The 12,058-nt window shown below is 54.7% G+C and carries 11 protein-coding genes; 5 read left to right on the plus strand and 6 right to left on the minus strand.

Annotated elements, in window-relative coordinates:
• Positions 1 to 193 precede the first annotated feature (193 nt).
• Positions 194 to 2,113: a PAS domain-containing sensor histidine kinase gene (locus tag F7231_RS10770; protein WP_085411049.1), complete on the plus strand. Its 1,920-nt coding sequence runs from the start codon at positions 194 to 196 to the stop codon at positions 2,111 to 2,113.
• Here F7231_RS10770 and F7231_RS10775 read toward each other — a convergent pair.
• The 4 genes from F7231_RS10775 to F7231_RS10790 all read right to left on the minus strand — a co-directional run bounded on the left by F7231_RS10775 (position 2,110) and on the right by F7231_RS10790 (position 6,883).
• Complete coding sequence (locus tag F7231_RS10775; RefSeq protein WP_166691885.1) at positions 2,110 to 2,691, minus strand: biliverdin-producing heme oxygenase; 582 nt, start codon at positions 2,689 to 2,691, stop codon at positions 2,110 to 2,112. The genes F7231_RS10770 and F7231_RS10775 overlap by 4 nt on opposite strands.
• Positions 2,688 to 3,119 (minus strand): response regulator, encoded by a 432-nt coding sequence (locus tag F7231_RS10780; protein ID WP_085411051.1) that lies wholly within the window; start codon positions 3,117 to 3,119, stop codon positions 2,688 to 2,690. The genes F7231_RS10775 and F7231_RS10780 overlap by 4 nt, the downstream gene beginning before the upstream one ends.
• 2 nt (positions 3,120 to 3,121) lie before the next feature.
• On the minus strand, positions 3,122 to 5,368 hold the full coding sequence (locus F7231_RS10785) for an ATP-binding protein (RefSeq protein ID WP_166691886.1): 2,247 nt from the start codon (positions 5,366 to 5,368) through the stop codon (positions 3,122 to 3,124).
• 246 nt (positions 5,369 to 5,614) lie between these two features.
• Positions 5,615 to 6,883, minus strand: coding sequence for an MFS transporter (locus F7231_RS10790; protein ID WP_166691887.1), 1,269 nt, complete (start codon positions 6,881 to 6,883; stop codon positions 5,615 to 5,617).
• 126 nt (positions 6,884 to 7,009) lie between these two features.
• On the opposite strand from F7231_RS10790, the gene treA reads away from it, so the two are divergent.
• From treA to F7231_RS10810, 4 genes are all read left to right on the plus strand, one after another.
• Positions 7,010 to 8,515 carry an alpha,alpha-trehalase TreA gene (treA, locus tag F7231_RS10795; protein WP_166691888.1) on the plus strand — a complete coding sequence of 502 codons (1,506 nt, stop codon included), beginning with the start codon at positions 7,010 to 7,012 and terminating at the stop codon, positions 8,513 to 8,515.
• A 40-nt stretch (positions 8,516 to 8,555) separates the two neighbouring features.
• Positions 8,556 to 9,728, plus strand: a complete 1,173-nt coding sequence (locus F7231_RS10800; RefSeq protein ID WP_166691889.1) for an aminotransferase class I/II-fold pyridoxal phosphate-dependent enzyme — start codon at positions 8,556 to 8,558, stop codon at positions 9,726 to 9,728.
• A gap of 41 nt (positions 9,729 to 9,769) precedes the next feature.
• Entirely contained in the window at positions 9,770 to 10,378 is a 609-nt protein-coding gene (bioD, locus tag F7231_RS10805; protein ID WP_166691890.1) for a dethiobiotin synthase, read from the plus strand.
• A gap of 170 nt (positions 10,379 to 10,548) precedes the next feature.
• Complete coding sequence (locus F7231_RS10810; RefSeq protein WP_166691891.1) at positions 10,549 to 10,773, plus strand: hypothetical protein; 225 nt, start codon at positions 10,549 to 10,551, stop codon at positions 10,771 to 10,773.
• On the opposite strand, the gene F7231_RS10815 is transcribed toward F7231_RS10810, so the two are convergent.
• Positions 10,719 to 11,216 carry a rhodanese-like domain-containing protein gene (locus tag F7231_RS10815; protein ID WP_085414998.1) on the minus strand — a complete coding sequence of 166 codons (498 nt, stop codon included), beginning with the start codon at positions 11,214 to 11,216 and terminating at the stop codon, positions 10,719 to 10,721. The genes F7231_RS10810 and F7231_RS10815 overlap by 55 nt on opposite strands.
• An 11-nt stretch (positions 11,217 to 11,227) precedes the next feature.
• On the minus strand, positions 11,228 to 11,965 hold the full coding sequence (locus tag F7231_RS10820; protein ID WP_166691892.1) for a DUF2490 domain-containing protein: 738 nt from the start codon (positions 11,963 to 11,965) through the stop codon (positions 11,228 to 11,230).
• Positions 11,966 to 12,058 lie beyond the last annotated feature (93 nt).

Genomic DNA, 12,058 nt, shown 5'->3' on the forward strand with positions numbered 1-12,058 from the left:
AACTAATTTATAAGCAGAATTCTGACTATTCGTGCGTAGTATAGCGTTGTAAAACACTGGCCGTTACCCGACTCGTGTGGTTGCTGATCAACTACTTAGGCCTTGTTTATTATTGTTGTACAGTGCCCCCTTTATATTATCCAGTGTGGATCACACTCAACGTACGTTAACTAAACCATCAACGGCGGTTCCATTGTCTCCAGTTACAAATGCCGCCCTGTTGCAAGGTATCCTGAACGCATCTCCAGGTAGCGTAGCTTATTGCGAACCTGTATTTACCGAGAACAACCCGGCACAGTCCGGGCAGGTTGCCGACTTTGTTTACCGGGTTGTCAATACCAGGATGGTAGCCCTCATTGGTCAGCCCGCTGAACGAATCGTTGGCGGCCTAATGACGGAGCTATCCGCTACGGTACAAAAAAATGGGCTATTCGAGCGGTATGTAGCCGTATTGCAAACTGGTCAGCCCGCCAAATTTGAATTTGCGCATCAGACCGATACATTCAGCGGCTGGTTCCAGATCTCCGTTGAGCCACTCCTGACCGGCCTTGTCATTGCGCTGGTTGATATCAGTGACCGTAAACGGGCGGAATTGCAGGCTCGCCAGCAAACCGCCGAACTGCGGGCTACCCTCGACGCCTCGCTCAACAGCATTCTGCTGATGCGGGCCATTCGCGACAGCCAGGGCCAGATCACCGATTTCTGGATGGAAACGGCTAACCTGGCCGTGGTAAACAGTCTGGCAAAAAAGCCCGATGAATTAGTAGGGCGAACGTTGCTGGAGGTGTTTCCCGGGAATGTCGACTCCGGCTTTTTTGCGCTATACACCCGGGTAGCTGACACAGGACAGTCTGAAAAAGCTGAATATTATTATCAAGACGTGAATGGATTTACGGGTTGGTTCGAGGTGTCGGCTGTCCGGCAAGCCACTGATCTGATCGTACTGACGTTCAATAATATTACTGCTCAGCGCGAAGACCAGCTCGACCAGCAGCGCCAGTCGCAGGTGCTAGAGGCGATTCTTGATCATTCACAAACAGCCATTTCGCTGCATCAGCCCATCCACGACGAGCAGGGGCAGGTCGTAGATTTTCAGATTGTACGTGCCAACCGACAGGCATTGATGAACTGGGAGCCGATCGCCGACGTCTTGTTTAAAGACTCGTTCCTGACTTTACATCCTGAGGCCCGCCACAATGGCGAGTTTGCCAGGTACGTTCGCGTGGTTGAGACTGGGCAGCCCGATGTGTTCGAGTATACAGCTAACAATCGCCAGTACCTGATTACGCTGGCCCGGGCGGGGAGCGACGTGGTGATGTCGGCAGTTGATGTCACCAGTGACCGGCAATATCGGCATGAATTAGAAGCACTGAACCGGACACTGCAACAATCCAACGAGAGCCTGCAGTCGTTTGCCTATGTTGCCAGTCATGATTTGCAGGAACCACTTCGCAAAATTCAGGCATTCGGTGACATCCTGCAAAGCCAGTTTGAAGACAATCTTTCTGACGGTGAGCGCGATATGACCCGGCGAATTCAGAAGTCGGCCATGCGTATGCAACAGCTGGTTAAAGATTTGCTGGCCTACTCACAGGTAACGGCCCGGCGTGATCCCTTTGGTCCTGTTCAGTTACAGGAAGTAGTTGATGACGCCGTTAGCGATTTGGAAATATCAATTAATGAAGCCAGCGCTACCTTACAGGTCAGTGACCTGCCAACGGTACAGGGCAATGCCTCGCGGCTTCGCCAGTTGATGCAGAACCTGATTGCCAACGCCCTCAAGTTTCGGCACAGCGACCGGCCGCTTGTGGTTCGGGTAGACAGCCGACTTGCTACCACCCATGAGCTTCCGGAAGGTGTTTCCACCGCTACACACTACTGGCTCATTACGGTCGCCGACAATGGACTAGGCTTCGATGAGAAGTACAAAGACCGCATCTTTCAGCTCTTTCAGCGGCTACACGACTCCAGCGCCTATAGTGGTACTGGCATCGGCCTGGCGATCTGCCAACGCGTTGTGGAAAGCCACAACGGTGCTATCAACGTAAGCAGTCAACTAGGCGTAGGAACCACGTTTTCGATTTTTCTGCCCGTGTACCAGGCTACTGCTTAACCTGCCAGTTCAGGCTGGGTACGGTCAAACAGATCGGCATATAGCTGGAACGCCCGTTTGGCGCCGTCTATGACAGCCGCCTGATCATCGTCAGTTTGCTGTGCCATAAAAGCAGTGAAAGCGCGCCAGCGAGGCCCGGTTTCAGCACCATAGCCCTGATAGAACTGAGCTTTCTCGAGCATGGACTGAAGGGCGGGACTTTGCTGCAGGTAATGCCAAACGGTTTTTCCGCCCAACATTGACCCCTCGCCCACATAAGCAGCCCCAGCCAGTTCAGCAGGCGACCAGTTGGTAAACAGATCGGTCAATACCGGCAGGGTGCGGCCGGCCTGTGCCAGATCAGCTACAAGCCAGGGCGTTTTCCGACGGGTATTGGGCTCATAGTCGGCAAAGAAGGCAGGATGAGCATCAATAGCCCGCTCCAGTGCAGCGTGAAAGGCGCCGTGAATCAGCAGCAGATGAACATACTGATTGGCGGTAAGTGTGCCGCCGCGCAGTGAGTTTGTGTACAGCAGTTGCTCGGTTTGTTCGTGCAGCGGGCGAGTCTCTTCCCGGAGCCGTTCGGCTAATAACGTCATTTGTAGTCGGTACGGGTGTTGGCTGCTACCCAGAACTGACATAGCCCCTCAAGTAGAGCCCCAGTGGCAAAATAACTACCCGGCTTTACCATATACGCGTTAGCTCCGGCGGCATAGGCCTGCTGAATATCGGTAGGGTTGTCGGATGTACTGAAGGCTACAATCGGCAACCAACGGGTACGAACATCCGAGCGAGCCCATTCCAGTACGTCAAACCCACTAATGCCCGACAAATTCAAATCGAGCAACATCAATTTGGGCAGTGGCAGGCTCTGCCCCTCATATCGGCCCTGCCCCGACAGGTACTCGACTGCCTCGGAACCACTGCTAAGGATCGTATAATTAATTGGCTGATCAAGCTTTTTAATCAACCGGCTGAAGATGTCGGCATCGTTCTCGTCATCCTCAACGTACAAAATATCAATCATTTCTAATTTACTCGATCAATGGGAAACGAAATGTGGAACGTAGCCCCCCGATTCGGTTCACTATGGTACCATATTTTACCGCCATGCCGGGTCACTACCCGTTTTACAATCGCCAGACCAACGCCCGTTCCTTCAAACGATCGGGCGTTTTCCAGCCGCTTAAAGAGGTCGAACAACTTGCCGGCTTCTTTCATATCAAAACCGACACCGTTGTCGGTTACCGTGTAAATTACATCCTGCTCAGTTTGCTGGCCGGTCACCTTGATGCAGCCCTCCGGCGTTTTGCGGGTGTACTTAGCCGCGTTTGAGAGCAGATTGGTAAACAGTTGCCGGGCCATAATCGTGTCGGCATTGAGCGGAGGCAGCTCCGTAATGTCAAGTGAGAGTCGATTGGCACGATCTTTCTCACCAATCAGGACCTCCTCCCGAATTTCCCGCAGCAGCTTTGTCATGTTGATGGGTTGCGCATTAATCTCGGTGCGTCCCATACGCGAGTAATACAGAATATGCCGGATCAACGCTCGCATCCGATCGCTCGAATCCACAATTTTCTGAAACAGCGCACGGGCGTCGGGCGTGAAGTCCTGTTTGTATTCTTCAAGCAAAATTTCGGCATAGCACCGGATCGACGATAGCGGCGTGCGCAGATCGTGGGAAACGGTGTAGCTGAATGCGTCCAGTTCTTCGTAGGCGGCCTGTAAACGCTGGTTTAATAAGCGAATTTCATTGGCCTGCCGGGTAACGATCTGCAAAATATCCTCGCGTAGCTTGATGGCCGCGGCCACTTCAGCTTCCAGCCAGGGGTCAGACGTGTTGTGCACCAGTTGCGTCCAGGCAGCGAAGCTTTTTCGGGGGCTGATTCGCGCCTGTCCATCGTCGGTTACGGTAACGGGCTTTTCGGGGTTACCTGCCCAGGTTACCTGCTGCAGCTGTTCAGGCTTAAACCAGAGTAGGTATTCGTTCATTTCCTTCGACAACACAATGGCCAGCAACCCTGAACCCGTCTCGTGAAACGATTCCGCTTTCGGGTAAAGGTTACTGAGGTTGTTTGTTTCCAGAAACGTGTCGGTATTGGTTGTTTTAAGCCAATCCACCAGTTCCTGAATGGCCACTTCACCGGGCGTTTTACCGATCCGGTATTGCTGGTTATTGAACAACAACACCGCGCCCGTAGCCTTTGTTATATCCAGGGCCGTTACGGAATGCCGCGTTAGTGCCCGAACAATATCTTCATCGCTGAGCAATTGTTCGTGCAGTCGTTTCCCATTTTCGATGTTGATCCGAAGTTGGGTCTGGTCTTCCTCGTCTTTACGAAACTCCAGTGCCGCCGATAGCAACTGGCTTACAAATTTGGCCGCCTGCCTCGAACTGAAATCAACAAAACGAGGCGAGTAGTGGTGGCACGACATCAGCCCCCAGAGTTCGCCCCGATACAGCAGCGAGATACTCATAGACGCACCAACACCCATATTTTTCAGGTATTCGATATGCACCGGCGATACGGCCCGGAGCGTCGAATACGTCAGATCAACGGGGTGGTCGGCAGGCCAGTCGGCGGGCGACAGGATAGCGGCGGTGTCGCTGCCAACATCGGCAATGAGCCGCACCAGATTTGTTTTGTACAGTTCCCGCGCTTGTTTGGGAATATCCGACGCCGGATAGTGCAAGCCCAGAAACGGCTCCAGGTGGTCTTCTTTTTCTTCGGCTACTACCTGCCCGTGCCAATCGGCGGCAAACCGGTACACCATCACCCGATCGAATCCGATAATGGTCTTCACCCGCCGGGCCGTGTTTTGCAACAGATCCAGAAGGTTGCGGCTGGCTTGGACTTCTGTTAGAGCTTCGGCGATCAGGCGTTGATTGAGGGGCGTTTGTGAGGCACTACTGGTCGGTTCCCATTCGAGCAGCAACAGCCCGTCGTGCTCGTGAACGATCAGGTTCCAGGTACGTTCGTTGAGGCGAAGCACCTGCGGATTGATGTTGTCCCACGATTCGCTACGCCGGCCAACGTTCAATAGCTCCCGTAGGGTGGAGGCGGGTAAATCAGACTTCGCCAGTAAGGTTTCGAGCGACTGGCCGAGTATGTCCGCCACTGGCTGGCCAATCAGATCGGGCAGATTTGAACTGGCATGAACAACGGTGTAGGTGTCGGGAAGAAGGACAAGTAGGTAGCCATGTGACTGTATTTGTCCTAAAATATGAATGGGTTCCTGCTCGCAATTCGTCAGGTCAACGTTGAAATCAGTCATTCGTTAAAGTAGCATACTGCCGATCTCCTGAGAGAGGGATATATAACAAGCCGCACTAGATACGTACAGCACTGGATACGTATAGCAATATACGTCATCTAACTCGATTGACCGAAAAATCAGACAAGAACCAGAGCAAGCGGCCCGAAACGCTGGCACCGCATCCGCTCAGGCAAACAGGGGCCCGTTTTAAAGTAACCGACGGGACTCTGTCGTCTGCTTGAGTTGACGAAGTGCGTAACGGGATCAGTCCTGCAATGCGGCTTTAACCTTGACCACGCGGCGTTGCATGCGGCTAAACACGGTTAGCAACACCAGCAACAAGGTGATGGGAACGAGCGACGCGTAGAAAGCCGTTTGCCCCCCGTAGGTCTCGAAGATACGGCCGGTAATGATCGACCCTGTAGTGCCGCCAAGTGCCGAAAAAACAACGATCAACCCTGCCATGGGGCCATGTTGGCGAAGTGGTAGACTGCTTAGAATAGCCGAGTTGATGGCCGGATAGATGGGCGCGATGAACAGGCCGATCAGCGGAAAGATAAACGCAGCCAGTGGCGCGTCGCTCCAGCCATAAGCTACCCCTGCGGTCAGACTAACTGCGTTCTGCGAGGCAGTTTCGGCTAGGGGCAGCGCCAGTAATACGAGTCCGCCAGCCACCACCAGGCAGGTCATCAGTAACCCGTACCATGGAATACGTTTCAGAGCGAAACCCGCGCCCAATCGACCCAGAGCCGTACTAGCGGCCAGGATACTCGCCATCTGAATACTGAGTGAGGTGGGCAGCTTCAGGTATTGGCTGTTGAAGGTAGGAAGCCAGCTCATGATGCCCTGCTCCATCAGCACATAGGTGAAGGCGGTGAGAATGAAAACCAGAACAACGGGTGTTACGGCCAGCCGAAGCATAGCGGCAACGTCGCCCACGCCAACGGCCTGGTTAGCAGTCTGAACAGCGGACTCATCGAGCGGGGTGGTAAGTAACAGTAAAAACGCAGCCCCGGCAATGGCGGCCAGCACATAATACACCCGTAGCCAGGCCGTCGATTGCAGGTTCTGATCGTCGACAAAAGCGCTGAACAGGAAGTAGCCCGACAAAACGCCCACCATGAACATCGACTCTAGAAAATTCATAAAGCTGGCATGGTCGTCGGGGTCTTTAGTAATGAGACCGATGGTGGCAAACACCGACACTTTGATCAGAGCGAAACTGGCACCAGTGGCGGCAAAAAGCATTTTGGCGGTCCAGAAGGCGGGGAGCTGCGGCATCAGCAGACAAGCCAGCGCCACCAGACCGAGGGCGATCAGCATGGCCCGCTTGTAGCCAATCCGGGTAGCGTATGACGCAATCAGAAACGATACAACGGCAATACTCAGGTCTTTGAACGCTTCCAGGCTACTGGCGCCGGTTGCCGACACCCCGTAGTTGTTTTGAACCTGCAAAATGACCGTACCAACACTGTTGAGCAGGATGGCAAAAACGATGTAGTTTAAAAATAGCGAGAGTTTTAGGCGAAGCATGAACGGTAGTTGATAAACGAGTGAATAGCAAGTGGGGCAGTTTAGTGTCGAAAGTATGCATTTCTTTGCACCCTTTACAACATCATTCGTCCACCGGTCAAGCAGCCCGTACGCTTCTGTCAACTTATGCCCTCACCTGAACGCCTTTTTGGCGACCTTTTCCATGATGTGCAGCTAAGCGGCCTTTTTGCCGACTCGAAAACATTTGTCGACTGCACGCCCAAACAAGCGCCCGAGGCAATTCTGGCGGCTTATCACACTGAACGCACCCAGCCTGATTTTGACCTCGATACGTTCGTTAATCAACAGTTCGACCGGCCTTCGGCTGTTGCGTCCGGGTACGTCAGCGACACCTCGGTTCCTACGCAGGAGCACATAAACCGGCTCTGGCCACACCTCACGCGGGCGGCCGACGTACCGGTGGCCAATAGTTCGCGGGTGGCCTTGCCGCATCCGTATGTGGTGCCCGGCGGACGATTCCGCGAGATCTTTTACTGGGACAGCTACTTCACCATGCTCGGCCTGCGCGAAGCGGGCCGCACCGATCTGATACGGGGCATGCTCGACAATTTTGCGTACCTCATCGATACGGTCGGTTTCATTCCAAACGGTAACCGGACCTATTTCCTCAGTCGGTCGCAACCGCCATTTTTTGCGCTGATGGTGGGTATCCTGGCCGATATAGATGGGCCGGGTGTGCTGGCAACGTACCTGACCCAATTACAAAAAGAGTACGATTTCTGGATGACCGATGTCAGCCAGCTTAGCGCTGATAAACCCCAGAGCCGACGCGTGGTGCGCTTACCTGACGGAACGGTTTTGAACCGCTACTGGGACGAACTGGCCACCCCCCGCCCCGAAGCCTATCGGCAGGAACTGGAACTAACCCCCGCCGCCGAGCAGCGTGGCATTGACCCCGGAGTGATGTACAAGCACATTCGGGCGGCCTGCGAGTCGGGTTGGGATTTCAGCAGCCGGTGGCTTGCCGACAGGCATAGTCTGGTCACCATCCACGCAACAGATATTGTGCCGGTAGATTTGAATTGCCTGCTTTACACGCTGGAGCAAACGCTGCAACAGGCCTACAAACAGGTTGGCAACCAGGAGCGGGCAAACGCTTTTGAGCAGTTGGCCGATCAGCGGAAAGCGGCGATACTGGGTACGTTCTGGAATGACGAGACCGGCTTTTTCCACGATTACGACGTTGTTGCCGGCAAGCAGACTACGGCGCTCACACTGGCGGGGGCATTTCCCCTTTTCATGAAACTGGCTACGCCCGACCAGGCCAGCCGGGTACACGATTGTCTGAAAACTGAGTTTCTGCAACCCGGCGGCTGGGTAACCACTTTACAGAAAACGGGGCAGCAGTGGGATTGGCCCAACGGCTGGGCTCCGCTACAATGGATCGTGTATGATGGCCTGCTCACGTATGGCTTTAGCGAAACCACCAACCAGGGGCGCGACCGATGGCTGGCCCTGAACGACAAAGTGTTTAAGGCGACCGGCAAACTCATGGAGAAATACAACGTGGTCGACGCCGCGTTAACCACGGGCGGCGGTGAATACCCCAACCAGGATGGCTTTGGCTGGACAAACGGCGTGTACCTGGCAATGGTAACGAAACGCGGCTAAGACCGGTTAAGCGGATACATAGCTATTTATTGATTTCACAATGCCTACCTGGCTTACCACCCGACTCACCACCGACCTTGCCGCCCGACAGCAACTGGGTTTGTTCCGGTCACTGACCGTGGCCGAGTCGGCCATTGATTTTACGTCCAATGATTACCTGGGCATTGGTCGCTCCGGTACACTACACACGAAACTGGCGCAGGCCGCTACCTCGCTCACGCGCAACGGAGCCACCGGCTCGCGACTACTGGCGGGGCATACGTACCTGGCCGAGACTGTTGAGGCGGACCTCGCCCAGTTTTACGGAGCCGAGACGGCCCTGCTGTTCAACGCGGGCTACATGGCCAACGTGGGGCTGCTGGCCTGCCTGCCGCAGGCCGGAGACACCCTGCTGACCGACGAACTCATTCACGCCAGCCTGATCGACGGGGCCCGGTTGTCGAAAGCCAATCGCCTCCGGTTCGCCCATAACGACCTGGCCGATCTGGAGACGAAACTCCACTCGGCTTCGGCGCAGAACGGACATGTTTTTGTTGTTGTCGAATCGTTGTACTCGATGGACGGTGACGAAGCGCCGCTGCCGCAAATTGCTGCACTCTGCACTGCTTACAACGCCGCCCTTATCGTTGATGAGGCCCATGCCTCGGGTGTATACGGACCGGGGGGCGCGGGACTGGTGGTAGCGCAGGGGTTAGCGGATCAGGTACTGGCCCGAATACACACGTTTGGCAAGGCGCTGGGTGTTCACGGCGCGGCGGTGCTGGGTTCGGCCCTGCTGCGAACATACCTGATCAATACGGCCCGGTCGTTCATCTACGCCACGGCCCTGCCTCCGCACGATCTGCTGGCCATTCAACTGGCCCACGCGCAGGTAGCCCACGAACCCGAACGGGCTGAGGTACTTCGCGAACGGGTGGCTTATTTCCGTCAGCGCAGCCAACAGCTTGCTCCTGAGGCCGTTTGGCTCACCAGCACATCGCCTATTCAGGGGTTGGTGGTACCGGGCAATGCCGAGGTACGTCGGGTGGCAGCGCTGGCCCAGGCGGCGGGGTATGACGTGCGCCCCATCGTTAGCCCAACCGTAGCCGTGGGGCAGGAACGTATCCGTATCTGCCTGCATTCGTATAACACCGAAGCGGAAATCGACGGGTTACTGACCGCCTTAACCCGGGCAATACAGGTTAGCCCGCAGCCGGTTGATCTGGCTACCTGACTCAACAGGTAGTTGTTACCCTTCATCAAACCTACTTCACTATGCAGTTATTTATCGCGGGCATTGGCACTGAGGTTGGCAAAACAGTCGCCTCCGCCGTAGTGGTCGAAGCCCTCCAGGCCGACTATTGGAAGCCAATCCAATCGGGTTTTCCACCTGACTCTGACAGAGTTACCGTGCAGGGACTCACCAGCAATACCCGGTCACAGTTTCATCCCGAAACGTACCTACTGCGGAAACCCCTTTCACCACATGCCGCCGCCGCTGCCGAAGACATTACCATCGACCCGGCCCGCCTCGTTCCGCCGGTTACTACTAATTCATTGGTTGCTGAACTGGCCGGTGGCCTGATGGTACCGATAACGGAGACGTACCTGAACATTGATTTTGTGGCCAGCCTGGGCTGGCCGGTAGTGCTGGTCACCCGCAATTATCTCGGCAGCATTAATCACACGCTCCTATCGGTTGAGGCACTCCGCCAGCGGAATATCCCAATACTAGGCCTGATTATTAATGGCCCCAGCGTACCAGCCACGGAATCGGTCCTGCTCAGTTACACGGGTCTACCCTGCCTGGTTCGAATTCAGGATGAGCCTGACCTAACCCCGGACGTTATCAAGCGCTACGCCGCTCAGTTCTCTGTGGCTTAGCGTTCGTGGTTCTTATTTCGTTGGCTGTGGACAGTCATCCACAGCCAACGAAATAAGAATCTTAGAAATAAATTTTACACAAACAGGTACTTTGCATTGCATAGTACAGTCTTAAACCCTTATCTTTGTTGTGTCAGGAGTGGTACAGTCCACTAATCCTGGCAGCAACCATGAAAACGGGTATCTCTCTTCTGGTTTTATTGACCCTCTCGCAGGTTAGCTATGGCATTGGTCATCCACATAACCTGTTTGCCGCTCGCAAAGCCATGCTGGAGTGGAAGGCAGAGCACCAGCGGTCTAAATCATCGATCGGGCAGCGGGAATTGCGGGTGACAAAGCGTTACTCATATACTTTCTCGCCCTGCTTTAGCCAGATACCCCACGTTCGCGAATAGGCGTGTACACGGCGGGTAGGCTTGCCCGTGCTGTCGACCACCGGGTTGCCCTGATTCACCCATTCGAACAAGCTGCCGTACAGGTTCCGCACATTGGTGAACCCGGCCGCCTTTAGTTTCTCTCCTACTTTCTCACTCCGATACCCCACTGAGCAATAGACTACTATTGGCGCGGTTTTGGGTACATCGGCCACGCGGGTCAAGGCGAAATCGTCATAACCGACCCAGCGCGCCCTGGGCAGATGGCTCACGGCAAATTCCCGTTTCTCGCGAGCATCGAACAGCACGGCGTTTGGCATCTGTTTCAATTCGTTGCAGGTCACGATGGGCACCGATTCGCTGATGAGGGCATCGACCATTACACCGAAGGGCTTGCTGATAGTGCGCTGCGCCAACGCCGGTAATGAGGCGGCAAACAGCGCCGACAGGAGCGCAAATTTCATAGCAATTTTTTTCACGGATTTACTTTCAGATACAGCGTCACAGTCAGGGCATGTTCATCATCGAATTCAACGATGCTGCGCCGCTCCCGATGTGTAAACTGATAACCCACTTCCACGGTCGAAATGTTCGAGAGCACATACCCAGCCGATACGTTTGTCCGGTTCTGATCGAACAAATGGCCGCTGGCAGGTGTGTTAGGCGGCGCATACAGCAACGTTTCATTTGACAGTTGGCCGTACGCATCATGTCCCAGCCCCTTACGCCAGGCCGCTCGAACGCGCAGGCGACCCAGATCGGCAAGTCCAGGCATGGTGAAAAGTCGGTATTCATAACCTGCTCGTAGCCGCAACACCGAAGTGGAAGGTAAATCCAGTGTCCACTCCGCAAAAACCGACGGCCGCCACTCCGGAACAGGGGCTCGCTTCAGATCGGCTGCATTACCCAGCGCAGGATACGAGTGATAAAACACAATGGGCAACAAACTGTATTGCCAATGAGCAGTTCGATACGAAATACCCAGCCGGCCGGCCCACAACAATGGTGAATCGAGCGGTTTCGACAAACCATGATCAGGGTGGCTCTGTCGCCGGTAGTACAGATCGCCAACCGCTCCCCACCGTTGGCTCAGGGTATACGATGCTGCCATACGCAGCCAGACAGCGGTGTGCCGATAAGTCTGCGCACGGGCCGAACCCCCAAAAAAAAGTAGCAAAAACCAGGCGATAGCCAGGGTGAAACAGTGTCGCATTGATCGGAAATTATACACAGAACGACACGTTGAGCAGGCTAACCTCAAAGGTGGGTATATGGCCGTTACTGACCAAACTTAGCCTAAGAATTT

This window comes from Fibrivirga algicola (genome assembly GCF_011742925.1).
GTDB classification, from domain to species: Bacteria; Bacteroidota; Bacteroidia; order Cytophagales; family Spirosomataceae; genus Fibrella; species Fibrella algicola.

Bases quoted from the DNA above. Each gene is read 5' to 3' on its own strand.
- bioD (WP_166691890.1), top strand. From the start codon at position 9,770: ATGCAGTTATTTATCGCGGGCATTGGCACTGAGGTTGGCAAAACAGTC.
- F7231_RS10800 (WP_166691889.1), top strand. From the start codon at position 8,556: ATGCCTACCTGGCTTACCACCCGACTCACCACCGACCTTGCCGCCCGA.
- F7231_RS10780 (WP_085411051.1), bottom strand. From the start codon at position 3,119: ATGATTGATATTTTGTACGTTGAGGATGACGAGAACGATGCCGACATC.
- F7231_RS10790 (WP_166691887.1), bottom strand. From the start codon at position 6,883: ATGCTTCGCCTAAAACTCTCGCTATTTTTAAACTACATCGTTTTTGCC.
- F7231_RS10810 (WP_166691891.1), top strand. From the start codon at position 10,549: ATGAAAACGGGTATCTCTCTTCTGGTTTTATTGACCCTCTCGCAGGTT.
- F7231_RS10815 (WP_085414998.1), bottom strand. From the start codon at position 11,216: ATGAAATTTGCGCTCCTGTCGGCGCTGTTTGCCGCCTCATTACCGGCG.
- F7231_RS10775 (WP_166691885.1), bottom strand. From the start codon at position 2,691: ATGACGTTATTAGCCGAACGGCTCCGGGAAGAGACTCGCCCGCTGCAC.
- F7231_RS10820 (WP_166691892.1), bottom strand. From the start codon at position 11,965: ATGCGACACTGTTTCACCCTGGCTATCGCCTGGTTTTTGCTACTTTTT.
- F7231_RS10785 (WP_166691886.1), bottom strand. From the start codon at position 5,368: ATGACTGATTTCAACGTTGACCTGACGAATTGCGAGCAGGAACCCATT.
- treA (WP_166691888.1), top strand. From the start codon at position 7,010: ATGCCCTCACCTGAACGCCTTTTTGGCGACCTTTTCCATGATGTGCAG.